This is a genomic window from Mesosutterella multiformis, from assembly GCF_003402575.1.
GTDB lineage: Bacteria > Pseudomonadota > Gammaproteobacteria > Burkholderiales > Burkholderiaceae_F > Mesosutterella > Mesosutterella multiformis.
In genome coordinates this window covers 339,295-364,996 of record NZ_BGZJ01000002.1, presented here as the reverse complement: position 1 = coordinate 364,996, position 25,702 = coordinate 339,295, and the positions used below count along the sequence as shown (strand labels likewise).

Below are 25,702 nucleotides of genomic sequence, written 5' to 3'. Positions count from 1 at the left end.
GCGGTCTGCGGGGCGGGTTTCAGGATTGATTACGGACGAGATCCTAGCGTCTTATGCAAACCGAAAGAAAAGGAAGCCTCAGGGCTGATCCGCCATCTGAAGCCAGTACTTGAGCCCGGTATGCCGCCTGAGTGTCTGTTTACCGCGGACCGCCATCGCGAGCGCCTTCTTCTGCCCCACCATTACGACGAGCCTCTTCCCGCGCGTCACCCCGGTATAGATCAGATTCCGCTTCAGCATCACGTAGTGCTGCATCGTGATCGGGAGCACCACAATCGGGTACTCACTCCCCTGGGACTTATGAATCGTGGTCGCGTAGCAGAGCACGAGTTCGTCGAGTTCCCCGTAGGGATAGATGACGTCACGCCCGTCAAAATTCACGGTCAGTTCTTCCTCTTCGGGGTCAAAGCGCGTCACAAACCCGATGTCGCCATTAAACACATCGCGGTCATAGTTATTCTCGATCTGCATCACTTTGTCGCCAACGGAAAAGGTCGTCCCGAACTTCTCGATCGACACTTCCCCAGGCGGGTTGAGCGCGAGCTGCAGCACTTCGTTCAGCGCCCGGGCGCCGGCGTTCCCGCGGTTCATCGGGCAGAGTACCTGAATATCCTGGATGGGGTTCACGCCATAGGCCTTCGGGAGACGGTTCTTCACGAGGTCTGTGAGCACCGCGGGCATCCGGTCAGTTTCCTCAACGGTCACAAAGTAGCAGTCGCCTTTCACGCCTTTCGTGGGGAATTCCGGCATCAGTCCCGCGTTGATCCGGTGCGCTGCCTTGATGATCCAGGATTCGGCCGCCTGCCGGAAGACTTCAGTCAGCCGGATCACCGGAACCGTTCCGGAGCCGATCAGGTCAGCGAGAAACGCCCCGGGGCCGACTGACGGCAGCTGATCCACGTCCCCCACGAAAATCACGGCGGTCCGGGGTGAGATAGCCTTGATGAGATTATTCGCGAGCGGAATATCAATCATCGAGCATTCGTCCGCGACGAGGAGATCGCATTCAAGCGGATTCTCCTCATTTCTCTTAAATTCCATCGAGGCGGGATCGATTTCAAGGAGCCGGTGGATTGTTTTAGCTTCCATTCCGGACGTCTCCGCGAGACGCTTCGCCGCGCGGCCGGTCGGCGCGCAGAGCGCGATGCGGACCCCTTTCGCGCGGAGGATCGTGAGAATCGCCTTTACGATTGTCGTTTTTCCGACACCGGGGCCGCCTGTGATCACCATCACTTTGGAGGTGAGCGCGGAGGCGACCGCGGTCCGCTGGCTTTCGGCAAGCGTGAGCCCGAGTTTCTTTTCGGCCCAGGGAGCCGCTTTTCCCGGATCAATCGCGGGCCACGGGGGAAGCGTGCGTGACAGCGTGATCAGCCGCTCACCGATACTTTTTTCCGAGAGATAGAGCGGCGTGAGGTAGACGCTTTGAGGCTCAGGGAAGTCCGCTTCAGTCAGTTCCCCCGCTTCGATCTCGTGCGTGATCGCGTCAGTAATGATGGTGGCCGGGATCTCTAATAATTCAGAAGCGGTTCTGATCAGCTCAGAACGGGTGAGCGCGCAGTGCCCCTGATTTCCGGACGCTTCGGAGAGCGTATAGGACACCCCCGCGCGGGCTCGGATCGGGGACGTCTTCTCGATTCCGACATGCTGCGCGATCGTGTCCGCGGACTTGAACCCGACACCCCGGATATCTTTCGCGAGACGGTACGGGTTCTCGGTCACGATTTTCACCGCGTCCTTCCCGTACTTCTTATAGATGCGGACGGATTTTGACGTGCTGACCCCGTGGCTATGAAGAAAGACCATGATTTCGCGGATTACTTTCTGGTCTGCCCAGCCGGACGTGATTTTCCGGATCCGCTTGGGGCCGATCCCGCGGATCTCTTTCATCCGCTCGGGCTCTTCCTCAATGACTTTAAAGACATCCATACCGAAGGCGCCGACGAGACTCTTCGCGCACCAGGGGCCGATCCCCTTCACCATGCCGGAGCCAAGGTATTTCTCAATCCCCTGAAGCGTGGTGGGCGGATGGATACTCAGAAACTCCGCCCGAAACTGCCGCCCGTACTCCTTATCCATGATCCAGCGGCCAAGCGAGGACGCGTATTCGCCGGGGGTGACTGACGGAGTGTGGCCGATGACGGTAACGAGATCCCGCTCACCCCGAACCTTGAGGCGAAGCACCGCATAGCCATTCGTTTCACTGTGAAATGTCACCCGCTCAACGAGGCCGCTCAGTTTATCAAGCGGCTGTTTGTTCTCTATTGTTTCAGGGGCAGGCATAGGAGGCAGTCAGTTTTTGAGATCCCTGGCGGGCCGGCGGGGGCGGGCGCGCGGGGTCTCTTAATGAAGTGATTTTCAGGATCCGTTTCCATTGTGGCACAGACAGTACCGGGTGGCCCTGATCTTTGATCGCGGTTTGTCCTCGAAGGAATCGCCAGAACCCCTATAACGACGTTATTCAGGATCCTTCTGAGACTCGGATTCAGGCTGATTCTCGGGATCTGCCGTACTGAGAACCCGGATCGCCTCATGCGCCCAGGTTTGGAATTCTGCGGCTTCTTTCGGGTCAGGATTTGCCGGGTGGTCGCTTAGATCTTCGAGGTACCGGACCGCTCCCCGAAGTCTCAGAAACATGGTTCCCATGACACAGAGAATGTCACCGTTTTTCAGATGCGTGTCAGCCCGGAGATGGAACCCGGGATTGCCGGAACCTTCCGCGCCGCTGAGAAAGAACTCAAAGTCTGAGAGCTTGATGTACCACGGACCATCGATACTCGTTCTCACCATCTTAAGCGCGGCGTCTCCGACAGTGACCCGCTTTGATCTCGGGAAATAGGACGAGATCGGCATGGGCATTGGGCCGGCATGACGGTAAATCGCTTTATACGGAATACGGCCGTTCGGGAACCGTTCGAGGATCCCTTCCTGAGTGAGATCGATCACCGAGTGAATCCACTTCAGACTGTCAGGCGTTCTGGAGTTGCTGCACCACCTCCAGTACACGTCATAAAACGACTTATGCGCCTGTTCAGAAAAAACCGCTTTCTGCTTCTCCGTTTTTTCGTCCGTCGGCATCTGCGCGGCTTTAATGAGAAAGATGATCGCGCGCAGGATCTGAGCCGCGACCGAATTCGGGGAGCGCGTCTTCAGTTTCATGCTGTCCGCGAAGACCTCAAAGGCGAGCGACTGACGTTCAGCCTCGAGAGTCTCGGACAGTGTTTTCAGCGCGGCTTCAAGCGCCTGGTGCTCTTCTGATGCCACAGGCGGAATGACACCGGAGAGACGGAGCTTTGAGCGCTCAAGACGCGCGAGATCCTCTTTCGCCTGCTCGAGCTCTTCCCGCGGATCCGCGAGATACGGAACCCGGCTGAGGCAGCGGATCACGTTTCCAGTCGCGCGGTCCAGTGTGAAGAGAAGATCCTCTATCGAAATCCCCGGGAAAGCGTCAGCCCACCGTTCCGGATGATCTTCCTTCAGTTCTTTAGCTGATTCCCGGTTGAAATCCGGAATTCCGGGGCGCGATTTCCAAAGCTCGGCCGTAATGTCCGTTGGATTTTCGATTTCCTTATCGTCCTCACACACCGCGTGTTCGAAGGCCTGATGAATAAAGAGAACTTCCTTTCGGATACGTTCCAGAGACGCTTTTGGCGGCTCGCTCCAATCGGATCTGTGGGTTTGCTTCCCCAGAATCATCAGTTCCCGGATGACTTCAAACGTTTTTTCCGTCACTTCTGCTGGGAAGTCTGTCTGGGGCTGAAGCGCGCCGCGGAGCCGGGTGAAGAGGCGCGAAGACGCGCCCTTCTCTATCGCCTTGAGGAGCGGCTTTTCTATCCCCTCCAGAGCCTCATTTCCGGATGAACAGAAGAGCCGCGGTATCCGGCCGGTGTATTCCTGCCAGCCGCGTCGAATCGGGTAATCTTTCATGTGCCACTCAATTGACCCGATCATCTGCCGAAGTCCGAAGAGGATCGCGCGCGTCTCTCGGGCGGGGGATCCGGAGAGCGGGAGTGAAAGAATAGAACGGATGAACTTACCCGAGGCATAGTCAAAAAACTCCGGCAGCCGGTCGATCCCAGCGTCAGTCAGCGCGAGGCTGTATGCCCGGGCAGCCGGGGAAAGCGGGTCGGAGTCTTCCGCCGTCGGTGTGTCCGCGGGCATTGGATTCTTTTCAATATGTCCTTCCCAAGCCTCTCTCAGAAGCGCCCCCGCGGCTTCGCATTTCTCGAGCGCCCCCTCGAGCCTCGGGTTCCAGTTCACGTAATCCGGATCGTTTCGGATCGAGAAGTAAACATCCGCCATCGCGGAAAAAACCTTTTCCGCCGCTGCGGCCGGGTCCTTTGCCTGAGGCCCGATCGCATCCAGATAGAGATCAAAGGGGGACATCGTCTCGCCTTTCTCGGTGACGGTTGAACAGCGGGCTCCGCGGGCAATCCCGCTGAAAAACGCCTCCCGCTCATTAAATGCCCTTTCCGCGGCGTCCGTCCAATCGGACCATGCCGCGGTGTCGGCGACCCTGAAGAGACGGAGTCCCTTTCTGAAGTCTGTCGGCATGTCGCGGAAAAAAGGCGAACGAAGGAAGAGTTCAAAAATCGTGTTAAAGGGCGCAGGGAACGCGGCCCACAGATGCTCGATCGCGGCCGGCACCTCAAGCGGCCGTTCGGCAAACGGGACACGGAGAGGGGCCACGAAGCGGATGATCCGCCTGCATAGCTGCTTTGCTTCGGCTGCGTCTTTTTGGGTGAGCCCCGGGCTCGCGAGCCGGGTTATCGCGGCGATCAGGTCTTCGGTCACCCGGGGCGACTCCGCTGTGACCCGGCTGAAGGCGGCCTTTACCCGGCTTTTCGCGTCTTCAGTGAGGGAAACCGCTGAAGGTTCCCGATCGGAATCTCTCAGCTCAACCCCCTTCTTCTCGAGCGACTGAAGCCGCTCGAGATCCCGAATGGCGTTTTCTATTTTCTCCGCGGGGGATGGGGAGAGAGGCGCCTGGAAGAGATGCTGGACGGCTCGCCCCGCGAGGTACCCAAGGGGGCCTGCTGCCTCCTCCGGATCCAACCCCCAAAGCGAACGGATCTCAGACTCCTTTATCGACTCCATCCCGATTTCATCTTTTTTCATCGCGGGGCTCCTCGCTGTCTCTCTTTCAGAATGTGTATTTCTCAGTCAGCCGGTCGCATTTCACTTCGACCCCGCCTGCGATCCACCAGGAGCGGACCGTATGGCCCGTGTACTTCGGGAAGTCCCGGATTTCCCGGGCGACAAGCGCGTAGTCCACATCCCAGGTGCCAGTTTCGCACCCACCCTCGGTGTAGGCGAGACCGAGGCTTTCACCCAGTTTGAAACCGTCATCGAAAGACATCGAACTCTCCCATTCGCAGCCATTCAGGTCATCCACGAGCGCCCCGATCAGTTCTGTCGTGTCTTCCGGATACTCGTAGGGATTCATGGCGAAGGGGCAGTTGGAGATCTCTTTCTCACAAAACGCGAGGAACGCCTCCCGCTCCTCTTCACTCACGAATTTGAGGGGCTTCTTTTTATAAGCCCTGAGAACCGACTGATACCGGCCGGACTCGTTCCAGGCTTTGCAGATACATTGCCTCAGGTACGGAACATGATCTTTGATAGCGTCTTCGATCCAGAATCTGACGTTACTTGCGTCTGACGCGCAGGGAGAAAAATCCACCATAGTGACCTCCGGAGAGTGCGGTGTTTATTGAGTTAAGACTGAAGGCTCAGTTCTGTTCCGGGAAAATTTCAGGCAGCAGGTCGCGGAGCGCGTCCGGGTACCGCGGGAAACGGTTTGTCGGTGCCGCGCTCTCTTTAGCGCGGACTGTCCAGAAAAGCGTGTCCGGCTTCTCCCCGAAATAGATCCAGTCGCTTCGTCCTCTCCTCCGGAACCCTTCGAACCCCTTCCGGCAGAACACCTCGTTCAGGTGATCGATCACGGTTGGAATGAGCGCTGTCCGGACCCATTTGGAAGAGAAATCCCTGAACTGACCAAGATCCTTCAGTTCTTCCTCATCCGGGTCGTCCCCCAGTTCAAAAAGCGTTTCGGCGTCCTCAACACTTTTCAGAAATTTGGCGTTCGTCGCGTCGTCCAGCAGTTCCTGTCGGAAGGTACTGAGGTTTCCGCAGAAATACGCGTGGATTTCAGCCGCGGCTTCCGCATGTATCTCGGGAGTGATCCGGGAATTTGTTCTCAGGGTTCGCTGCATCGTGGTTTCTCCAACTTTCAGGACCTTAAGGAGGGAGAGAAGCGGCAGGAGTTAGGACTCCTTCTGCCTGCTAGCTCCGCTTCAGGCTTCCAACTACTGGCTACGGGAATTTCGGCTCGCTTTTGCCTGAAAACGACTCGCGTCCCGGCGCTTCTTCCCCCCTTTCCCTCATTCGCAGTTATTGGCGAATTAAGGAGTTTTGTCACAGTTAAGACTAGGCCGCTCTTCAATTAAAAAAGTATCAGATTTGAATCGTAAAATCGACTGGATTCTGAATTATTGTGATCAATACTGTCCTTCGATCACAATACCGGGCCGGACGCGGGACGAAAAAAACGGATCCCCGCTCTCGATGGGGGGATTTTTCATTACGTCAGAGTCAGGTAAAATCACCCCTTTCCGTTACTGAGCCTCTGAACAAACCTGTACATTAACAGTTTGCTTAGAGACTACCTCTGCGCCGAAACTGCCGGGCAGAGAATTCCGTTGGCTTCCCCAGTCATCACTGCCGACACCATAGTAAAACGCCTTACTGTTTTCTCCAGGGTCGGCAGCATCATTTCCGGCCAATGTCTTCCGACATGTCTGCATCGTGGATTGGCATCCCTGCCTCTCCGCAGCGGCCTTCAGCCGGGACGGGTCCTCACCGGCGGGGCACACGTCCGGGTAACTCTCGGACGAGACAGCATTCCCTTTCTGACTGCTGGCCGCAGCGCGGCCGCTGTCAGAACAGCTGTCCGATTTATCAACTCTATCTATGTAATTACAAAGATTAATAGCGGCATTCACATCCCGGTCAACGATAATCCTGCCGCAATGCGGGCAGACCCAAAGCCGATGTTTGAGTTTCAGAGCTTTATTCGTTAATCCGCAGAATCTGCACATCTTTGAGCTTGGGAACCAGCGGCTCGCGATGATAAGCCTCCCGCCCCGCTGCTTCATTTTGTATTCCATCTGACGCCTGAATTCACGGAATCCCATATCGGAAATGGCGCGCGCAAGGTGATGATTCCTCATCATGCCTTTAACGCTCAGATCCTCAATGCAGACCTCTGAATAGTTGGCTGTCAGAAATGCCGTGAGTTTATGAATGGCATCAAGTCGGATATTGCTGATTTTCTCATACAGCCGGGCAATCTTAATTCGAAGCTTCGCGCGATTATGGCTGTTTTTTTCCGTACGGGAAAATTTTCGCTGAAGTTTGGCTAGCTTCTCACTGTATTTTTTCAGCGGCTTCGGGCCTTCGAAGACGAGACCGTTTGAGAGCGTGGCAAAATTCAGAACTCCCAGATCCACCCCAATGCGGCCTTGGTTTTTAGCCGGACTGAGATGATCGAGATCATGGAGTTCAAGCTGAATGCTCACGTACCAACCGTCCGCCTGTCGCGAGATAGTCGCCCAAAGCAGTTTAGCGCCCCGGAACCGCAGACGCTCATGCATCCGGACCCAACCGACATGGGGAACGCGGATGCGATTGTTCTCAACTTTAAATTGACAGTTATCCAGGCGAAAGCTGTCTCGCTTGGACCCTTTCTTTTTGAAATTCGGATATTTGAAGTCGCCAGGATTGTCGAAAAGGTGCTCAAAAGCCATCCCAAGATCAGTCAGCGCGTACTGCGGAGCGCACTTGGTCACCTTCTTCATCCAGAAGAACTTCTCTCCCTCCTTTTTCAGCTGTGTCAGCTGTTTCTTTATATCTGGTGAATTATCAAATCAAGTGCAAAGTTACTGAATAAAAGACTTCAGCCGGACACTTCCAATTGAGACGTTTTCTGGGTCTGAAATTCAGAGCATTGAACCGTTTCTGAACTTCTGCCTGAGAAATTTTATCGATACTCATTCCTTTTGGGAAAAAGTCTCTAAGAAGTCCGTTTGTATTTTCATTACTTCCTTTCTCCCATGGATGATGAGGCAAGCAGAAATACACTTTGGTTCTGAGATCTTTCTCCAGTTTTTCAGCCCAGGAAAATTCTTTTCCGCGATCTACGGTAATCGTACGCAGATCCTTATCTGACAGAGATTTCTCAATTACGGCAGACACATCGGCCGCAGTCTTGGAAGCGGTTTTCCCGCCACAGAGAAAGCCGGACTTCCTATCGACCAGAGTCGTGAGGCAGGCTCCGCTCTTTTTTCCGATGACGGTATCGCCTTCCCAATCCCCCAGGCGAGATCTGTTCTGAGCTTCCAGGGGTCGCTCTTCAATGCTGTGAGTGATCTGGATCTTTCCTCGCCTCTCGGTCATGCCTTTACGGTGACGCGTTTTACCGTGGTGTCGCAGGTGTCGGGACATCTTTCGGCCATCCACAAAGCGATCCAGAAAGCCAGAATTGATTCCTCGGTAGATTGTCGTGGCGCTGATCCTTAGATTCGGCAGCTCCTTTCTGAGACGGTATTGAATCTGCTCCGGAGACCAGAATTTCTTAACCAGCAGATTTGAGACAATCCTTGTCAGCAACGAGTCAGACTTCAGAATGTTTCTCTTTCCGCAATGCTTTCTCTGTCTCTGATATCGGGCCTGCGCGGCACAGGGATCATAGGCAGCTGAAGCCCCATCCTGGGCCGATACAGCCTTGTTTCGCTTCAGTTCGCGGGAGATCGTAGAAACATTTTTCCCAATCGCACATGCAATTTCAGACAGGGATTTGCCTGAAATCGTTAAAGCCGAAATAAATACTCTGTCCCGAAGAGTAAGATGATGATAGTGGCTCATGAGCTCCCTCTATAGTTATCTTGACAATCTCTATTATGGAAGCTTTATGGGCCACTATTCTTTTCTCAGGCTTTGCACTTGAAGTGATAATTCGCCCTTTGATATTCGGAGGGCTGGAACCATTATCTGTCAAAATAACTTTCGCCACTCTTTCAGTCTTACATGGAGTGGTAAAACATGCGATATTCGCAGGAGTTTATAGATAACCTCGTGGCCCGCATTCTGAGCAAAGAGCTTCGAATCTCTGAAGCCTCCGTTCAGTACTCGATAGGCAAATCAACAATCAGGTACTGGCTCGAGAAGGCAAAAGAGAAATCAGACTGCGTCACGCTGCCTAACACAGGAATTTCCAAGCCCATGGCCGACCTTAAGCTTCCTAAGGGTGTGACCTACCTGCAAGCCCATACCGCTGTCAACGCCAAAGCATTCCTGAGCGAGACTGACTTCGGTCAATACTGCCGTAAACACGGCTATCTCGCATCCACTGTGGACGCCTGGGCCGAATGGTTCAGCAAACACCCGGATGCCGTAGACAAGAGACAGCATGAAGCCCAGGCTTCCGCTATTACCGAGCTCAAGAAGGAAAACGCAAGACAGGCTCAGGAAATTTCCAGAAAAGACAAAGCATTGGCTGATGCTGCGACGATGCTGATGCTGTCAAAAAAAGCCGAGGCGATCTGGGGGGAAAAGGAAAACTGATCAGTGCCCAGGATCGTCAGGAAATTATTTCACTGGTCGATTTCGGTCAATCGCTGGGACTGTCGCAGAGGCTGTCCTGCGAAGCAGTTGGAATTACTCCGCGTACATTGCAAAACTGGCGGCATGCCCCTGATGGCGATGGACGGCTCGACCGGAGCAATTTTACGAGCTCCCGGCAAATCCCGGAGGATTTGCGGGAGCAGATCGTGGAGCGATTCTGTCGGGAGGATGTGCGCGATCTCAGCCTGACGCAGGCTTTCTACAAGCTTCTGGATGAAAACAAGGAGTACTGGTGTTCTCTCTCTACGCTTTACCGTCTTTTCAGAGCGCGGGGATTGAACGCGCGCCGCGCTCCCACCCGGAAAGCCCGTCTCCGCAGCAGGCCGACCGCTTACAGCGCGGAGAAGCCTAATGAAGTATGGACCTGGGACATCACCTATCTTCGCTCCAGCACTTACACGGGCTGGTTCTACTACGCGTACGTCATTGTCGACGTCTATAGCCGTATGGTTGTGAGTGCCAGGGTGTTCGACGCAGACAATGCTGATTTTGCCGTGCGCTTTCTCGGAGATGCCTTCAGAAAATATGGAATCAGGCCCGGACAGCTTGTCGTGCATTCAGACAATGGCGCGAGCATGAAAGCCGCGCCCACTATGGCTTTGCTTGAGAAGAACGGAATTATCTTCTCGCACAGCCGTCCGCGAGTCAGTAACGACAACCCGTATTCTGAGTCCTTTTTCCGTACGCTTAAGTACAGCGGCGATTGCCTGTATCCCCGAGACGGCTTTAACAGCGTCGAGGAAGCTGAACAATGGGTGCAAAGTTTTGTGGAACATTACAACGAGCACCACAGACATCGCGGCATCCGAATGGTTACACCCGGACAGCGTTACCGCTGCGAAGATGCGGAGGTGCTGCGCCGACGCAGGGAAACGATGCTGGAGGCTCGCAGAAACCACCCGGAGCGCTGGATCGGCGATTCCGTGCTGAACTGCACTCCGATCGGCAGGGTATGGCTTAACCCCGAAAATGGACAGCTTGAGGAAAAGCGTTTGCCGGGGGCTGCTTGAACAAACACTGCAACCTATTTTTTTACGAACAATTTCGGCGAAAGATCATTTGACACTCACCGGAACGCAGCCCGTTTTTGTACTCCTCATACTGTTTTATCCATTGCCCCAGTCCCCAGTTGAAGACAAGACGAGCGGTTCCGCTGGCACGGGAGAAATATTCCGCCTGCTCCTTCGTAGGATCCAGTTTTGTTCTGAATCCGAGGTACCAGCAAAGCTCGCTTTCTGACATAGAAAAAGTAACTGTAAATGGGTTATTAAAATAATACTTATATGCGGCTAAAAAAACAAGCCCCGCTGCACAGTCACATTTTCTGCCGGTCTATAAGTGAGTTTCAGGCGGATAATATTCTGTTACATTTAAGCGGAAGCTCAACGCTTTTTCGATTCTTCCAGCTCCGTTTCCCATAGAGACGGGCGGAGAACACAGTCATCAGTGTTATCACGTCTTTGACGAGTTCAGTCTCAAAAGGTTCTTTCGCTGAATCATCCAGAACGACAACAGAGGTTTTCACCCAACGGCAGAGGATATAGATCAGTTCCGTGCCAAACCGAAGCAGCCTGTCGTCATGGGTCAGCACCAATGTCCGGATTTGCCCGCCAAGAAGCAGTCTCATCAGCTTCCTGAGTCCGGGCTTTTTGCAATTAAGCCCGCTTCCAAGATCCCTGGGGTAAGGCGTATCTGGCTATGGTCTACGACTTTGCGACAAAGGAAATCGTGGCCTGGGCTATCTCCCGCTCTCCAAATATGGAGCAGCAGAAGAAAATGCTCAGGATGATGCTTAGGACGATGCCCAAGGGCGTGCACCCAATCCTTCACTCGGATATGGGCTGGCAGTACCAGCATTGGTATTGGGTACGGACCCTGAAGAGCGCAGGAATCCGGCAAAGCATGTCAAGAAAAAGTAACTGCCTTGATAATGCCGCGACCGAACAGGTTTTTGGGCATCTGAAGGACGAATTCTTTCTTGATCAGACATGGGACTGCTATGAAGATTTTGAAAGAGACCTGGATCGTTACATTCAGCACTGGAACAACAGAAGAAGGCAGATGAAATTAAAGGGACTGACCCCGGTAGAAGAGGGTGTGTAATTTTTTGTGGGCGGCTCGTTCAAGGTTAATCGATGTAGGGGGTGATTCGGTCACCAAATAGCACAACCAATTCTCTCATAGCGGCACTCCAGTATGGAGAAGGCCGCACCCATCTTTTCTCTACTTTCCGGATTGCCAGAAAGAGAAGTTTCAAAGCAGCCGTTTCAGTAGGGAAAGCAGCTCGGGTCTTAATTACTTTTCTTAGATCCCGATTAAGGCTCTCTATGGCATTGGTTGTATAAATAAGTCTGCGGATATTTGGGGAAAAATCAAAGAAGGGGATCACCTTATCCCAGGAATCGATCCACTGTTTGGCGATGTAAGGGTATCTGAGCCCCAGTTCCGACTGTGCAAAAGCGTCCAGTTCCTTCCGCGCATCAGCCGCGTTTACGGCCCGGTAAATGGGCTTCAGCGCGCCGGCTACGGCCTTGTAATCCTTATATCCGACGAATTTCAGACTGTTCCTGATCAGGTGAACAATGCAGGTCTGCAGCAGAGTGTTGGGAAAGGCAGCTTCAAGCGCCTCCTTCATTCCCTTGAGTCCGTCTGTGACAGCAATCAGAATATCAGACACCCCCCTGTTTTTGAGTTCAGTGAAGACCTTAAGCCAATATTTTGCGCTTTCGTTATCAGCGACCCACATCCCCAAAACTTCCTTGCGGCCCTGGGCGTTTACGCCCAAGGCAAGATGGACCGCTTTCGGGGTAACAATGCCATTATCACCTCGGATTTTGACTCGAATAGAGTCAAAGAAAACAGTTGTATAAAACGGATCCAGAGGACGGTTCTGCCATTTTTCAACCTCAGGAAGGATGGCGTCCGTAACATCGCTGATAAATTCGGCACTGGTCTCCATACCGTATTCATCATAGAGAAAGCCTTGAATTTCCCGGGTTGAGAGCCCTCTGGCGTACAAGGCCAGAACCTTGTCCTCAAACCCCGCCAGCTGGCGTTTATGCTTAGGAACGACCCTCGGCTCAAACTCTCCCTTGCGGTCTCTGGGTACGTCAATACGGATATTTCCAAGGCTGGACGATTTGAGGGTTTTCGAACTATGCCCGTTACGCTCATTTTCGGTGACACGTTTACCGCCTCTTTCGTAACCGAGATGATTGGTCATTTCACCGTCAAGCATTTGAGTCAGCAGCCGACCGAGCATATGGGCCATAAGATTTTCCGCATCCTCTGCGGTATTAATCTCAAGCCCGGATTTCTTGGCGTTTTCTAAAATCTGTCCTGCAACACTATCCAAGGGGTCTGTCTTTCGTTTCATTTGAGGCTCCTCCAAGAGCAATTATCTCAGAGTCACCCACAAAATTTTCCTCACCCTCCGGTAGAATACCGAAATCAATCCCTTTCTATCGCCCCTTAGGATTTTTATTTAACAAGTCCTAAATTTGGGGAGCAGTTCATCTCGGGTAACCGGGGGCCTTTCTTTTTGAAGAGGTGCCTGAGTCTCTCTATCTATATTAGAGGCACGGAAAATTGAGCCGTTTTTCCGATTCTGAGAAACCGGTTTTAAAGAGATCGGAATTCCGGGCGGAAAAGCGCGGCAGAGAATGGGATCGGTGCCCTCTTCCCGATATCGGTGTTCCGAAATCGCGGGAGAACGGACATTGATGAGAAATGGGGAACCCCTTTCGGGGTCCAGCCGGGAGGGATACCCGGCCGGAGGAGAGCTGCTGCTTCGAAACCGAAACCGTGGAGGAGAGAGTTGGGTTCCGGTTCCGTAGGACACTCTTAGGAGAGATGGAAAGAGATACCGCTCTTCCCCCAGGGCGAACTGGGTGTCGGGCGGCATCCCCTTCTCAGGTTGATCTTTCAGGGGTGAAAGATCAGAACTTGTGCATGAGGCCGGCGATCACGTCGATCACCTGCTTGCCAGCCTTCGGATTCGCGGCTTCCTGCGCGTCAGAGTAACGGCTGTTGATGTAGTTCGCGGCCGTGTAGAGGGACGTGCGCTTCGAGAGCGGGAGGAGGTAGCCGACAGCAGCCTGCCAGGTCTTCATCGTGCGGTCAGAATCCTTGCTTCCCTTGAAGTCACCGTAGCCGAGGCCAGCCTTGATGAAACCGTGGGACACCGGGACATCCACGCCGACATTCGCGCCCCAGCCGTCAACACCGGAGGGAAGTGCGAAGGTCGTCGTACGGGCGGCCGCCGTGTAGTTCTGGAAGTACTGGCCGTAGGCGTAGAACTTCGCCCAGCCAGCCTGGTAAGAACCGCCGAGGTTATAGCTGATCGCGTCCTTGCGGCCGAGGTCATTCGCGCTCGGCTGCGCGTAGTTGATACGCTCGATACCGCCGATCATCATGAGGTCATTATGGGTGTAGCGGAGAGCGCCGGCGTACATACGTTCAACAGAGGACTTGCCTTCAACACCGGTGCCGAAATTCTTCGCGTCCGTGCCGTTCGAGTACTGGAGGGTGGCATCAAACCCGGCGAACTTGGGGGAAGCCCAGGCGAGAGCGTTATCCACGTATTCGTAGCCAAGCGCCATCACCTGGAGGTGACCGCCGACGTTGCCCCAGCCGCAGGAGAACGGGGAGAGGATGTGACCGAAACGGGCGTACGGGCCGTTGCCGCCCACCATCGCGCCCATACGGCCAGCGGAGAAGAGACCGTACTGGTTATCGACGTAGAGACGGGCGTCGCGGCCAAAGAGCCGGCCGCTCTGGCCGGACATGCCGGAGTCGGTGGAGAGACCGCCTTCGAGCTGAACGCCGACCGTGGTGCCGTTATCAAAACGTTCTTCAGACTTGAGGCCGAAGCGGGAGCCGATGTACTGACCGGACACCATGGAGAGGGAGTCGGTTTTCGACCCGCCAACCGTCTTCACGTGCTGGTAATCGAGACCCTGGTCAATCACGCCATAGATCTGGGTGCCGGAAGCGAAAGCGGTGGAGGCGAAAGCGCCGGCCGTCGCGAGGACGAGTGCAGAGAGCTTGAGATTCATGATGTTTGAACTGTGTTTTTAGTGTGGTGGGGTGGGAATCTTTCCCGCCGGAAAGAGTGAGAGGTTTCTCCCCTCTTCTCTTTCCAGCAGCCGGGAAACAGGTCGGTTACGCCTTCTTCGCGAGAGCGCGGCCGATCACACGGCCGAACGTCACGGTGCGGCCGCAGGCCATACCGGTCGCGAGGTTCGGGTACTCGTTCGCGAAGTAGGAGCCCGAGTCGTTGCCGATCACGTAGAGCCCGGGGATCGCGTCGCCGTTTTCGTCACAGGCGTTGAGATCCTTGTTGATCACAATGCCGTCGAGCGTGCAAAGCAGCCAGCCGGAATTCTTCGCGCCGTAGTACGGGGGCTTATTCACCGGAGACAGGCGATGCTTCTCTTTCCCGAACTCGGGGTCGACGCCGTTCTTCCAGTTCTCGTTATTCTTTTCCACGGTCTTCTTCACCGCTTCAACCGGGAGACCGAGTTTCTTCGCGAGTTCCTCGATCGTGTCCGCCTGCTGCACGAAGCCGCTCTTGATCAGCCCCGGGAGCATCTTGTCCTTCACGACAAACCACGGAATGTTGGGCTCAGCGCCGTTCGCGAAGGGCCAGAGGCGGGAGCAGCCGTGCATCTTGAACTGCTTTGCGTATTCAGGCCAGTTGCTGTCAAAGATCGTGTAGTGAGCGTGATCCTTGTTGTATTCGTCCGCGTGGAGCGGATTCTCGTACGTGCCGGATTCGTTGATGAAGCGTTCACCAAACGAATTCACCTTCAGCCACGGCTGCGATCCCATCCAGAACCAGGCGTTGTCGCCCGACTTCAGGGTCTCGAGACCCGCCTTCTGATTCGGGCGGATCGCGGCGCGGTCAAACTTCATTGCGCAGTGCGTCTCGTCCATCTTGGCACCGACCCAGAGGCAGGCCTTGATGCCGTCGCCGAGCGCGCCCGGCATCGCGCCGGTGCGGGAGACGACGCGGAGGTTCCAGGGCTGGAGCGCTTCCATCATCTTGTAGTTACGGGCGTAGCCGCCGGTCGCAACCACCGTGCCCTTCTTCGCGATGTAGCGGACGTACTTCCCGTCACCGTTCTGAGCGATACAGCCAGTCACGCGGCCGTCCTTCTTCTCGAGCTTCACCATCTTCATCGAGTAGTCGAAGCGGGCACCCTTGCTGATCGCATACTTGTAGAGGAAGGAATTGAACTTCTGGCCTTCGTTCGCGCCGACTTTCTGGCCGGAGTGGCCGGTGGCGTAGCCAACGTAGCGGGCGGGATCGTTCTTGTCACCCACTTCGTTCATCATCTCGATGCCGTTTTCTTTCAGCCGGTCACCGAACCAGTCGATCGTTTCGCCGGAGTTATCCGCCCAGACGTTGTAGAGCTCCTGCTTCACGTGGCCGCCCGCGTAACGGGTCGCCCAGGCGGTGAACTCGAACTTGTCGATCTTCGTCCCTTCTTTCTTCTGATAGCGGGAGTTGATCGCGCCGAGGTCACCACGGATGCCGGTGCCGGTGGGGAAGCGGTCAATACCAATGACCTTGCCGCCGTTCTCAGCAGCGGCGCACACAGCGAACATGCCGCCGGTACCGCAGCCGATCACGAGGATGTCGGTGGTCACGGTGTTCACGATGTCCTTCTCAGCGATCTCGGGGGCCTTCCCGAGCCAGTCGCCGGAATCCTCTTCCTTCGCGGTTTCCTTCGTGATCACTTCAACCGGGATCTCGCCCTTCGCCTGCGCGATGCACTTCGCGGCGGCCTTCCGGACAGCGGACGACGTGATTGAGGCGCCGGACACCGTGTCCACCTTGGCGCCCTGACCGAGCAGCAGCTGCTTCTTCAGTTCAACGGCCGCCTTCTGGCCGATCCCGGGGGTCTCGTGCGACGCGTCGATCACAACGCCCGTGATCTTATTCGTGTCAAACGTCATCGTGACGATGACGTCGCCGCCGATACCGGCAGCCTTGGAGGAGTAAGTACCGGCCTTATAGATGCCGGCAGGAGCCGCGTGAGCCAGAGCCGCGGTGGTGATAGAGGCACCGCCGACAATGCTGGTACGCAGGAACTTACGACGAGAGAACTGAGTCATGAGAGTTTTTCTTCCTTTGAACCAAAAAGGTGAAGCCGAAAGGCGTAAGCAATGCCGCCATTCGGCGTAACGGGAAAAAATGATATTGGTGCATCCCGGATACGGGTCAAGGGAGAAAAAAATTGCTGTGCTGTAAGTCACAGATCGAACATCTTTGAGGTAAAAACCCTAGTGATGATGTAATTTTTTGTTATTAATTACGGGAAAACCCCGAAAATGGCGTCGATAGAAAGTGGGGTAATGTCTTTCCAAAGCCGAATCTAGGATGCGACTTTTGATGTATTGCCTCCCTAAACCATTGGGGTAGTTACCCCGAATGGGTAGAAGTAGGAAAATAAGAGCCGCTTGACCTGAAAAAAGGGCCTTTCCTGCCGGGAGACGCGGGCCGCGGCCGAAAACAAAACCGAATCGCAATTAAAACAAGAAGATCCGCCCGCTTCGCGGTGACGGATCGGAGAGAGAAGAGAGAGATGACTGTATTCAAGGAATACCGGATTGGGAGTTTCGCTTATCACCTTGGGGTAACCCAGGCGTTCCTCAAACACTATGAGGAAGCGGGGCTGATTGACGCGAAACAGAACGAGAAAGGCTACCGCTACTACCAGTTTCCGCAGGCGGGGCGCGTTTTTGAATACATGCGGCTCCATAGCTTCGGGATCCAGATCAAGCAGATGAAATGCGCTCTCGCGGCAGACGAAGAGACCGCGTTTAAAACCTTTGATGACCACGCGGATGAGCTGCAGCAGAAGGCGGACCGGCTGCAGGCGATCGTGGATGAGCACCGGCGCTTTAATAAATGGCACGACGCGATGCGGGGGAACGAGACCAAGTGGGAAGTGAAAGAGATCGAGCCGATCTACTTCCTCCCCCACACCTGCGGGCAGGACTTTATCGATGACGACCGGGTGTATGAGGTGCTGCAGGCCTGGTGCGATCAGATGCCGGTGACGAAGTCCGCGCTTTACGTGAAACCGGATCCCGAGAATCCGGGGGAAAACAAGGTCTTCTGGGGGCTTTACGTCACGGAAGCGAATGTGAAGCGCTGCGGGATTCCGCTGAACGGTGCCGTCTGGGTGATCCCGAAAACGGTCGCCTTTGTGTTCCACTTCGCGGGGCTGAAGGATCCGTTCCTCATGAAGGACTCCGAAACCGGAGCGCATCCGGCGTTTCAGAAACTCCGGTCTCTAGGGCTCAAACCCTCCGGTAACGCGATCCTGATTAACGAAATGAAGCTGGAACGGGATGGCGTACAGCGGGGATACGGCCGCTTTGTGATACCGATTTCGGAGTGACCGCTTCATTCTTATATAGAAGAGCCGTGAAAAGACACCGGTCGGACACGGGGTACTGAAGGGGGGAGAAGCTTCGGACTGCTCTCCCCTCTTCTTTTCCGGAGACAGAAATGGATTCCGAAAGCGGACTGTCCGGTTGTAAACCGAGCGCTGTCAAAAGCGGGTGCAAGAAACCCGGCACCCCGCACGGAGGCGGTAACCGCTTAACCGCCTCCCCTCTTTTGATTTTTTAATCCACGGCGACCCGGCAGGGGAGCCCGGTCATGCCGGTGAAATTCATCGGGTACGTGTGGACATGACAGCGGGCGAAGGGACGGCCCTGAAGCACGTCGCCCAGGTGACAGAGATTCTCCACGATGAAGACATCGTGATCCGCGCAGTGCTGATCCATCGGGGGATGTTCCGCGCCCCGCCTCACCCCGGCGCAGTCGACACCGATGATCGAGATGTGACGGAGAAGCAGCGCGTCGATCAGTTCAGGCGATAAGGTGGGGTGCTCCTTGAAGTAGGTCGGGTTCCCGTATCCCACTTTCTCAATAAAACCGGTCGCGAAAATGACCGCCATATCGGCTTTAACGAGCGTGAGGTCGATGTCGCTGATCTGCACCTCCCCATCCCCTACACGGCTGACGTCGAAGATAATGCCTTCGCGCTCCGCGTATTCCATCGGAAAAACCTTGTCCATCACATCGAAGTGAGTGCCAAGATGCCCCGTGAAGGCTTTCCATTGATTCTGCCCCATACTCTCGCGCACCTTCGGCGTGACGCATAAAGTGATATCGGTCATAGGAGTTCCTTTATGGTGTTTACTGCAGGTGTGTAGTAGAACGCTTTGATTAATATAGCAAAGGTTTAAATTTCAGATAGGAGACGCTATCTATTTAAAGTGTTACAGGATTTATGAGAAACTGAACGAGAAGAACTTTATTCGAGCTACGAACGATTTGTGATTCCGGAGATCCCGATCGAAAAAAAAGCGAGCCAATCCCCTTCACCGCCCCGCTTCAATGCTTTCAGTGTCGCTAAAAAATCCTGACTCCTCACCCGAGGTGGAGAGAAAGCCTCCGGCAGGAGTCAGGAAAGTCTGCCGCTCTGTTTTTAAATTACCGATTAATAACAATCAGTTAATTGATGGTTCTTCAAGTGACGCTGAGATTTATTTTTCAGAAGAAATGCGTCACGCCGAGGCTGACAAGAGACCGATTCGCTTCAGCGCGCTCTTCGGTGCTCGCCATCGTGTAACCGGATTTCGAGTTCCGGTTAAGAGACTTGGAGCCATGCGAATACGAATAGACTCCCCAGAGGGTTGTGCGCTTGGATACCGGGTACGTGTAGCCGATTGAGGCCACCGTGCGGTCGGCGTTGAAATCCGTGCCATCCGCCAGTTTCACGGATTTCCCGTCAAAGTACTGGACAGACGTCCGGATAAGACCGCCGGCTGCCGGTGCTGTGAACCCAAGCATGTAGGAGTTGGAGTCCGAATTCACGCCCCACCAGGTGTGGTTCTTCGTGTAGGAGTAAGCGATAAACGCCCTCACCGGACCGAAGTCGTAATTCACGCCAGCCTTGAAGACGTGGTCATTCTTCGACGCGGCGTCACCCTTCGTAAGAACCTCATACGTGAACCCGGCCCAGAGGCGGTCATTCTGGTACGAGCTACCGATCGCGGCGTAGTGGCGTTTCGCGCTGAAGCCTGGTTTTTCCGTTTCGACTCCGAGCGAATACGCGCCGGTTACGGTGAGACCCGCGATGGGACGGACACGCGCGGCGACCGCGTTATTCGCGGAAAGCCCGATATTCGCGAAGACGTTCCCGCCGCCCGCCTCCGCCCAGCCGCCCTCAAACGGTTCCATCGGGCACATCAGGTCAAATTCACCCATCGTGGATGAAAGCCCCTCCATGCGGCCGGCAGCGACCGTCCACTTTTCGGTGTTCACCATGAGGAGCGCCTGATTGTCGAAAAGCCGGCCTTCCTCAAGGAACGTTCGCGAGTCGCTGTTAAAGCGGTTTTCCAGGCTGAACGCGACCGAGTAGCCGTTCCCAAGCGACTCTGATCCTTTCAGCCCGATCAGGTTCGGAAACCACTGGCCGGATTCCATTCCGACCGTGGTCTGGGATGATGCCCCGTCAATCCCGCGGGCCGCGGTCACCCGAAGACCGTTATCGATGCTGCCGTAAAGCTCCACGTTCGCGGCTGACGCAGCACCTGAAATACCTGACGCCAGGAGGACCGCCGCCGTCACCGCGGGAATTCTGAAGTGTGATGAATGCATTTTCATTCCTGACCGGAGGGAGAGCATTTAAAAAGTGCCTTCTCCGGCATTCAGAAGTAAAAACGGCCCGCCCGGATCTATATGGGGTTACGAGATCGGGCGGACCGGAGGAGAGAAAGAGAGTGGATTCCTGTCGCCGGATTACTTCCCGGCCTTCAGATGCTCAGCCACATCCTGGACCGCGAAGCGGCCAGTCGCGATAGCCGTGGCGGAAGCGAATCCCGGGTTGATGTACGGGTATTCCGTGCCGTACATGCCGCCCGCCATCGAGCCCGCGGCATAGAGACCCTTGATCGGGTTGCCCTTCTTATCCATCACCTGGGCCTTGCTGTTGATGAGAAGGCCGCCCGTCATATCGCAGATCGTGCCGTCACCCTTGAAGGCGTAGAACGGTGCTTTCACGATCGGGATGAGGTTATGCTTCTTTCCGAAGTCGGTATCCACACCGGCGCGGGCCATCTTGTTATAGCGGTCCACCGTCGCCTGCAGCACCGTCGGGTTCACGCCCATCAGTTTCGCGAGTTCCGGAATGGTGTTTGCCTTGAAGGCGTAGCCGCGCTTCTGGCCGTCCGCCACGACTTCGTCGAAGTGAACCACTTTCTGGCCCTTGTCATACACCGTGAAGTAGTTGGTGTCGGAGCCCGCGCCCTGCATCAGATCGACACGCTTCGCGTCATCCATGATCACGAAAGCCTGGTTCCCCTGGTTATGGATCGCGTTGAAGACGATCGTGAAGTCGTCCGAGTGGCTCTCATCCATGAAGCGGTGGCCGGCGGTGTTGACCCAGAGCGTCTGCGCCTTCAGCATCATGTAGGCGTCGAGCATCTTCTTATCGACATACTGCTCGAGGTAGAGCGTGTTCGTCGGGACGATGGATTCACTGATCACGATATCGGTGTTGCGGAGATCGGCGCCCGCTTCAAGTCCCATCTTGATGCCGTCACCGGTGTTCGTTTCAATCGCGATCGACTTCATCGGCTTCCCGGCCACGCGAAGCGACGGGTTGTACTTTGCCATCATGTCAGGGCCGTTCGCCATGGAGCCCGCGGCGAGCAGCACTGCCTTCGCGTGGATGCGGACTTCTTCCCCGGTCTTCAGGTTCTTTGCGACGACGCCGGTCACCGTGCCGTCCTTATCGATGATCAGGTGTTCGCCCTTCATTTCGGTGAGGACCTTGCCGCCCTTCTCCCTGATCATTTTCATCAGAGCGCCGACCGCCTGTTCTCCCGGATAGTGACCGGCGTAGGTGTGGTACACGCGGTTCCCGTCAAGCGTATCCGTCATCACGCCCTTCATGGCGACACCCGTGTCCATCATCCACTTGATGTTGGGGCCGGACGCCTCAATGATGCGCTTCACGAGCTGGGGATCCGCGCGCCAGGCGGCGTACTTCATTGTCTGGTCAAACGACTTTTCAGCGTTGAGACCGATCATTTCCTTACGCTGGATATCGGTGCCGACCGCGTACGTGCCTTCGATCACGTGAAGCTGACCGCCGATCGTTGGGCTCTTTTCAATCGTGATCGCCTTCACGCCCATCTGAGCCGCGGTGGCGGCAGCGGGGAGACCGGCCGTGCCGGAGCCGACGATCACGAGATCTGTCGTGTACTGAGTGAGTGAGAACGCCGGGAGGCTGAGAGCCATCATCGCGGCAGCGACCAGAGTCGGAACTCGTTTCATTTCTTATTCCTTTTCTCGCGTAAGTGTGTCAGTGTTTTTATGTGTTAAGTCTTACTAGGTAATTCGTCGGAGAGATGCTTATCCGTTCGACGGAGTAATTTTGTGATCTCCGGGCGTTTTTCGCCCCCGACACGTGTCGGTGATTTTTTCTTCTTTTTCCCCCACATATGTCCGTGGAATTTCAGAGGAACGACAGCTTTCGGCTGATTCTTTTAGGCGGCTGACAAACCGAAAACACGTTATAAATCAGAGAAGAAGAAATGCCTTAGAAACAGGCGGTGATGGAAGTTTTGTCCGGCTCCGTAGGAAGGCCTCGGAAAGCCGCACTCCGGGAAAGTGAGGAGATAAGCGGAACCTGGGAAGAGAGGAATCCATCCGGCGTTTTCTTATAATCCGGTCTTAATACCCTCTCATCTACTCCTTTCTCCCTATGGCCCAGTATTACGACACGACTCCGTGGCTGATTCCGAAGGCGGACGACAGGCTCGCCGCCCTCTTCCGGCAGCATGGAAGTTTTTTCAGCGTGAAAAAGGGAAGCATGTTGGACGCCATCAATATCAAGGGGGATGGCCACAACGTCACGTTCCTGCAGGCTGGGCTCCTTGGGCAGTGCTACGACACCGGGGAACCGGGCCGCCCTCACGCGATCTCGATCGTGCTCCCGGGCCGTATCATCAATTACTTTGATTACCTCGGGATCGATCACCAGGCGGAAAAGTTCATGGTGCTTCGGAATTCGGATGTCTGGATCTGCCGTCTCGACACCCTGAAGGCCGCGTTAAAGGAAGAAGGGCTCGAGGAGCTCTATCACCGCTACTGCATGGATTGCATCGCCTCCGACTACGGGGCTTTTATGCTGATGTTCAGTACGCAGACTGAGGAGCGGCTCGGGCATTTTCTTCTGTCACTCGCGGAAAGCCTCGGGTGCCGGCCTAAAGGCGATGTGCTTTTCGTTCCGCTGAAACTCACGTACACGGAACTGAGCTACGTGATGCATTCCACCGTGAAAACGATTGAGCGGATTCTCGCGAAATGGCATCAGGCGGGCGCTCTCTCCTCAAACCGCGATGGGTTTACGCTTTCTCTTCGGTTCTTTAAGGACGTGACCGCGGACCACTACATGTGGCGCGACTGACCTCGGCAGACCGACTTGTCGGGTCGGCTAACCGCTTGATTCCCGAGAGCGAATGAGCTTCTTAAACGTCTTTCCCCCGGGCGGCGGTATTCAGCGTGATCTGAAGAACGTCCCCTGCCGTTTCTTTACCGTCCCGGTTTCCGACTCTTCGTTTCCCGACCCCGCGCGGCCCGAGTCTGGGATCGAGCCTTACAAAAAATAGAACTTTCGTACCGGCACCGTAGTCGTATAAAAGCGTCAGAACGATGTAGTCAGACTGACGGAATGTCACCGGCTGTCTCTTCCCCTCTCCCCGAATAGGTATTTTTTATTAGACGCCGGATTTCCGTAAAAAACGAGGCTCAGACGGGTATCTGTCGCACAGATATTTCAAGTAATACGTCAGATTTTTTTCGTTCTATCGTTATTATTAGTCCAAACCTATAGTAGAATTATGACAACACATTTACGTCGCGTTCGAACGATAAGAACGAAGGATTCCCATGAGCCAAAAAATCAGCATCAATGATCTTTTTGACCCAGACACGGCAGAAGCTTTCCTCGCGCTTGGCGCATGCAAAGATCATCCGGTTGATATTCACGAACAGCTGGAAACCGCCCGTTCGGCTCTGAATCATCGTCTTTCCATCCGCCGGGTCCGGAGATCCGTGGACTTTGAGAAGGCGGACAAGCTGAGAAGTGAGTGGCAGACGGTCTGTACGATTCTGAAGGAACAGATGGCGCAGGACGCGGCGGACTCCCGTGAGGATGACCGTCTCCGTCACGCGGCGCAGTTCGCGCTGCTCCTCTCCGCCGGCGTCTCGCTCGGTGTTGAGGGCTGCTCCTATCGGTACCGTGAGAAGATCACGAACGCTCTCGAACTCATCGATCAGTTCGAGTCGCTTGTCATTGAGCGGGAACTGAGTGACCTCGTGCAGCGGCCGGCGGACGGCCGCCCGATGCTTCACGCGGTGCACTGATAAAGAGGGAAGGCGGGATCTGTCGTGATCCTGCCCTTCAGAGAAGCGGGCAGAAAGAGGATTTCCTCCCTGCCCGCTTTTTTTGACGCCAGTTGCTTTGACTTCAGTAGTACCGGGTGACACCCGGATCCCGGTACGGGTACCGGACGAGGTCGTGACTGAGCGCTTTCATGTCAATTTCCCACGAATAAGCGTTCCACCAGCTGCGGCCCCCGGCGCTGTTAAACCGGATCACGCACTGAGACCCGGGCGGCAAGCCGCAGATCAGGACACCGAATTCTCCTGACGTCCCGTCACAGAACTGATGCTCCAGGTGCTCCGCGATCCGCCGCGATCCCACCCGTTTTATCCAGACCCGGGCGAATTTCTCAAAATCCGCGTCCTTCCCTTTCCGCGCGTAATAACGCTTCACGCCTTCCGCGTAACACTGGTGAAAGGACCGGAATTCCCGCCGGATAATGGTTTCGATCGCGCGATCGACCTCCCGGCAGATCTCCGGACTCAGAATCTCTCCTGCGTGGAGCTTGGTCATTTGCTTTCTCTCCTGTCGATTTTCGCTTACAGAAACAGGCATGCCGCTGTCCCGCAGTGTTGAATCAGAACCAGCGTCATAACGATAAAAAGATTCACCGTTACGAGCGGCCTGTCCTCATAACTCGCTGTAAGACATCGATTTTTCTCTGACACCAGCTTATCAGCTGAAGGGGGAGAAAAGAGTGTTTTCCGTGCTTCTGAAACGTCAATACTGTCCCTGGATCGCAATACTGTTGGATCACGGAAAGAAAAGATCCTGAGGGTGAGTTTTCCGCCGCGGGAAAACAGGAATCAAGAGAGGAAAGCGTTCGCGTCACCTAAAAAATCGGGGCAGTGAGGAAAGATCACTTTCCCCCTGCCCCATGGTTTTAATGCTCTGTGGTTTTTAAAAATCGGTCAGTAATACTTAGGCCCTGGGAGCCCGGATCGGGACGGATAGTTCTCGGCTTCGCTGATAAAGTCGTCCAGATAGAGTTCCCAATAGGTCTTCCCCTTTCCTTTGATGGAGAGGAAGAGCTTTGTGCAGTTCTCGCGATAGAACCGGATGGCGCGGCGTTTTCCGGGGATCGGAGGGCAGAATCGGGCGTTCAGTTGCCACTCGATCCGGGCCGGCACATGGATGTAAACCCAGCTCCACACGTCGCCGCCCCGTTCGGCCAGATCCGCGACATCCGTCAGGATATCGGAGAGGTAGCAGTCGATCAGAAACTCGACCTGGGTGCTGAATTCCTCCGTGAATTCAGTGTCCTCGGTGATTTTTTTCAGCCGATTTTTGAACCACTTATCGTCGTAATAACTTTCAAGCGGCATAAAACCTCTTTTTCCATCAGGAGAACGGAGAGCTGCCTAAAGGAAGACCATCGAAAAATCGGTCATCCATGTCGATCTGAAGCATACCACAAGGTGTTATGAAAATCGACACCTATAAATAAGTAAATGGGAGACACAGCAGTGTCTCCCCGATTGAATCAGGCTTGAAGGTGCCGGCGGGGAGATTTCTCTCCTCCCCGCCCTGCTGCCGGTTCT

20 protein-coding genes and 2 pseudogenes are annotated in these 25,702 nt (G+C 55.0%); 6 read left to right on the top strand and 16 right to left on the bottom strand.

Translation table 11 applies throughout. The annotated features are described in order from the left end of the window. Positions 1-78: 78 nt before the first annotated feature. The 6 genes from recD2 to M4NBBH2_RS10225 all read right to left on the bottom strand — a co-directional run bounded on the left by recD2 (position 79) and on the right by M4NBBH2_RS10225 (position 8,922). Positions 79-2,280, bottom strand: a complete 2,202-nt coding sequence (recD2, locus tag M4NBBH2_RS10250) for an SF1B family DNA helicase RecD2 (RefSeq protein WP_116270880.1) — start codon at positions 2,278-2,280, stop codon at positions 79-81. A gap of 174 nt (positions 2,281-2,454) precedes the next feature. Continuing rightward, positions 2,455-5,115: a hypothetical protein gene (locus tag M4NBBH2_RS10245; RefSeq protein WP_116270879.1), complete on the bottom strand. Its 2,661-nt coding sequence runs from the start codon at positions 5,113-5,115 to the stop codon at positions 2,455-2,457. Between the two features lie 25 nt (positions 5,116-5,140). Beyond that, positions 5,141-5,683, bottom strand: coding sequence for a hypothetical protein (locus tag M4NBBH2_RS10240; RefSeq protein ID WP_116270878.1), 543 nt, complete (start codon positions 5,681-5,683; stop codon positions 5,141-5,143). Positions 5,684-5,729: 46 nt separating this feature from the next. After that, positions 5,730-6,212 carry a hypothetical protein gene (locus M4NBBH2_RS10235; protein WP_116270877.1) on the bottom strand — a complete coding sequence of 161 codons (483 nt, stop codon included), beginning with the start codon at positions 6,210-6,212 and terminating at the stop codon, positions 5,730-5,732. Between the two features lie 402 nt (positions 6,213-6,614). After that, complete coding sequence (locus tag M4NBBH2_RS10230; RefSeq protein WP_269148225.1) at positions 6,615-7,895, bottom strand: RNA-guided endonuclease InsQ/TnpB family protein; 1,281 nt, start codon at positions 7,893-7,895, stop codon at positions 6,615-6,617. 25 nt (positions 7,896-7,920) lie between these two features. Further along, a complete protein-coding gene (locus M4NBBH2_RS10225) occupies positions 7,921-8,922 on the bottom strand; it encodes an IS30 family transposase (protein ID WP_116270875.1) in 1,002 nt (333 codons plus the stop codon). Positions 8,923-9,099: 177 nt separating this feature from the next. On the opposite strand from M4NBBH2_RS10225, the gene M4NBBH2_RS10220 reads away from it, so the two are divergent. Next, positions 9,100-9,621, top strand: a complete 522-nt coding sequence (locus M4NBBH2_RS10220) for a hypothetical protein (protein ID WP_116269329.1) — start codon at positions 9,100-9,102, stop codon at positions 9,619-9,621. Continuing rightward, complete coding sequence (locus tag M4NBBH2_RS10215; protein WP_116269330.1) at positions 9,600-10,691, top strand: IS3 family transposase; 1,092 nt, start codon at positions 9,600-9,602, stop codon at positions 10,689-10,691. The genes M4NBBH2_RS10220 and M4NBBH2_RS10215 overlap by 22 nt, the downstream gene beginning before the upstream one ends. A 22-nt stretch (positions 10,692-10,713) precedes the next feature. Here M4NBBH2_RS10215 and M4NBBH2_RS12395 read toward each other — a convergent pair whose 3' ends face one another. Continuing rightward, positions 10,714-10,923, bottom strand: a complete 210-nt coding sequence (locus tag M4NBBH2_RS12395; protein ID WP_116270874.1) for a helix-turn-helix domain-containing protein — start codon at positions 10,921-10,923, stop codon at positions 10,714-10,716. A 103-nt stretch (positions 10,924-11,026) separates the two neighbouring features. Next, positions 11,027-11,344, bottom strand: a pseudogene (locus tag M4NBBH2_RS12390) (recombinase family protein); the annotation flags it as partial. Positions 11,345-11,364: 20 nt separating this feature from the next. Between M4NBBH2_RS12390 and M4NBBH2_RS10200 the strand changes: the two are divergent. Further along, positions 11,365-11,784, top strand: a pseudogene (locus tag M4NBBH2_RS10200) (transposase); the annotation flags it as partial. Between the two features lie 25 nt (positions 11,785-11,809). Here M4NBBH2_RS10200 and M4NBBH2_RS10195 read toward each other — a convergent pair. From M4NBBH2_RS10195 to M4NBBH2_RS10185, 3 genes are all read right to left on the bottom strand, one after another. Further along, on the bottom strand, positions 11,810-13,057 hold the full coding sequence (locus M4NBBH2_RS10195; protein WP_116269216.1) for an IS256 family transposase: 1,248 nt from the start codon (positions 13,055-13,057) through the stop codon (positions 11,810-11,812). Between the two features lie 562 nt (positions 13,058-13,619). Beyond that, the gene (locus M4NBBH2_RS10190) at positions 13,620-14,738 is read right to left on the bottom strand and encodes a porin (protein WP_116270871.1); all 1,119 of its coding nucleotides are present in this window, start codon (positions 14,736-14,738) and stop codon (positions 13,620-13,622) included. A 106-nt stretch (positions 14,739-14,844) separates the two neighbouring features. Continuing rightward, the gene (locus M4NBBH2_RS10185; protein ID WP_116270870.1) at positions 14,845-16,803 is read right to left on the bottom strand and encodes an FAD-binding protein; all 1,959 of its coding nucleotides are present in this window, start codon (positions 16,801-16,803) and stop codon (positions 14,845-14,847) included. 470 nt (positions 16,804-17,273) lie between these two features. Between M4NBBH2_RS10185 and M4NBBH2_RS10180 the strand changes: the two genes are divergently transcribed. Beyond that, positions 17,274-18,095 carry a MerR family transcriptional regulator gene (locus M4NBBH2_RS10180; RefSeq protein ID WP_116270869.1) on the top strand — a complete coding sequence of 274 codons (822 nt, stop codon included), beginning with the start codon at positions 17,274-17,276 and terminating at the stop codon, positions 18,093-18,095. A gap of 229 nt (positions 18,096-18,324) precedes the next feature. Here M4NBBH2_RS10180 and M4NBBH2_RS10175 read toward each other — a convergent pair whose 3' ends face one another. The 3 genes from M4NBBH2_RS10175 to M4NBBH2_RS10165 all read right to left on the bottom strand — a co-directional run bounded on the left by M4NBBH2_RS10175 (position 18,325) and on the right by M4NBBH2_RS10165 (position 22,048). Then, positions 18,325-18,882 carry a cyclase family protein gene (locus M4NBBH2_RS10175; RefSeq protein WP_116270868.1) on the bottom strand — a complete coding sequence of 186 codons (558 nt, stop codon included), beginning with the start codon at positions 18,880-18,882 and terminating at the stop codon, positions 18,325-18,327. 376 nt (positions 18,883-19,258) lie between these two features. After that, entirely contained in the window at positions 19,259-20,368 is a 1,110-nt protein-coding gene (locus M4NBBH2_RS10170) for a porin (protein ID WP_170135154.1), read from the bottom strand. A gap of 141 nt (positions 20,369-20,509) precedes the next feature. Beyond that, positions 20,510-22,048 carry an FAD-dependent oxidoreductase gene (locus M4NBBH2_RS10165; protein WP_116270866.1) on the bottom strand — a complete coding sequence of 513 codons (1,539 nt, stop codon included), beginning with the start codon at positions 22,046-22,048 and terminating at the stop codon, positions 20,510-20,512. A gap of 430 nt (positions 22,049-22,478) precedes the next feature. On the opposite strand from M4NBBH2_RS10165, the gene M4NBBH2_RS10160 reads away from it, so the two are divergent. Together M4NBBH2_RS10160 and M4NBBH2_RS10150 are read left to right on the top strand one after the other, a co-directional pair. Continuing rightward, entirely contained in the window at positions 22,479-23,183 is a 705-nt protein-coding gene (locus M4NBBH2_RS10160; protein WP_116270865.1) for a Crp/Fnr family transcriptional regulator, read from the top strand. A 482-nt stretch (positions 23,184-23,665) separates the two neighbouring features. Further along, a complete protein-coding gene (locus M4NBBH2_RS10150; protein ID WP_116270863.1) occupies positions 23,666-24,142 on the top strand; it encodes a hypothetical protein in 477 nt (158 codons plus the stop codon). Positions 24,143-24,245: 103 nt separating this feature from the next. On the opposite strand, the gene M4NBBH2_RS10145 is transcribed toward M4NBBH2_RS10150, so the two are convergent. Together M4NBBH2_RS10145 and M4NBBH2_RS10140 are read right to left on the bottom strand one after the other, a co-directional pair. Then, positions 24,246-24,674, bottom strand: coding sequence for a hypothetical protein (locus M4NBBH2_RS10145; protein ID WP_116270862.1), 429 nt, complete (start codon positions 24,672-24,674; stop codon positions 24,246-24,248). A gap of 398 nt (positions 24,675-25,072) precedes the next feature. After that, a complete protein-coding gene (locus tag M4NBBH2_RS10140) occupies positions 25,073-25,486 on the bottom strand; it encodes a hypothetical protein (protein ID WP_116270861.1) in 414 nt (137 codons plus the stop codon). Positions 25,487-25,702: the final 216 nt, after the last annotated feature.

Bases quoted from the DNA above. Each gene is read 5' to 3' on its own strand.
- recD2 (WP_116270880.1), bottom strand. From the start codon at position 2,280: ATGCCTGCCCCTGAAACAATAGAGAACAAACAGCCGCTTGATAAACTG.
- M4NBBH2_RS10245 (WP_116270879.1), bottom strand. From the start codon at position 5,115: ATGAAAAAAGATGAAATCGGGATGGAGTCGATAAAGGAGTCTGAGATC.
- M4NBBH2_RS10240 (WP_116270878.1), bottom strand. From the start codon at position 5,683: ATGGTGGATTTTTCTCCCTGCGCGTCAGACGCAAGTAACGTCAGATTC.
- M4NBBH2_RS10235 (WP_116270877.1), bottom strand. From the start codon at position 6,212: ATGCAGCGAACCCTGAGAACAAATTCCCGGATCACTCCCGAGATACAT.
- M4NBBH2_RS10225 (WP_116270875.1), bottom strand. From the start codon at position 8,922: ATGAGCCACTATCATCATCTTACTCTTCGGGACAGAGTATTTATTTCG.
- M4NBBH2_RS10220 (WP_116269329.1), top strand. From the start codon at position 9,100: ATGCGATATTCGCAGGAGTTTATAGATAACCTCGTGGCCCGCATTCTG.
- M4NBBH2_RS12395 (WP_116270874.1), bottom strand. From the start codon at position 10,923: ATGTCAGAAAGCGAGCTTTGCTGGTACCTCGGATTCAGAACAAAACTG.
- M4NBBH2_RS10195 (WP_116269216.1), bottom strand. From the start codon at position 13,057: ATGAAACGAAAGACAGACCCCTTGGATAGTGTTGCAGGACAGATTTTA.
- M4NBBH2_RS10190 (WP_116270871.1), bottom strand. From the start codon at position 14,738: ATGAATCTCAAGCTCTCTGCACTCGTCCTCGCGACGGCCGGCGCTTTC.
- M4NBBH2_RS10185 (WP_116270870.1), bottom strand. From the start codon at position 16,803: ATGACTCAGTTCTCTCGTCGTAAGTTCCTGCGTACCAGCATTGTCGGC.
- M4NBBH2_RS10180 (WP_116270869.1), top strand. From the start codon at position 17,274: ATGACTGTATTCAAGGAATACCGGATTGGGAGTTTCGCTTATCACCTT.
- M4NBBH2_RS10175 (WP_116270868.1), bottom strand. From the start codon at position 18,882: ATGACCGATATCACTTTATGCGTCACGCCGAAGGTGCGCGAGAGTATG.
- M4NBBH2_RS10170 (WP_170135154.1), bottom strand. From the start codon at position 20,368: ATGCATTCATCACACTTCAGAATTCCCGCGGTGACGGCGGCGGTCCTC.
- M4NBBH2_RS10165 (WP_116270866.1), bottom strand. From the start codon at position 22,048: ATGAAACGAGTTCCGACTCTGGTCGCTGCCGCGATGATGGCTCTCAGC.
- M4NBBH2_RS10160 (WP_116270865.1), top strand. From the start codon at position 22,479: ATGGCCCAGTATTACGACACGACTCCGTGGCTGATTCCGAAGGCGGAC.
- M4NBBH2_RS10150 (WP_116270863.1), top strand. From the start codon at position 23,666: ATGAGCCAAAAAATCAGCATCAATGATCTTTTTGACCCAGACACGGCA.
- M4NBBH2_RS10145 (WP_116270862.1), bottom strand. From the start codon at position 24,674: ATGACCAAGCTCCACGCAGGAGAGATTCTGAGTCCGGAGATCTGCCGG.
- M4NBBH2_RS10140 (WP_116270861.1), bottom strand. From the start codon at position 25,486: ATGCCGCTTGAAAGTTATTACGACGATAAGTGGTTCAAAAATCGGCTG.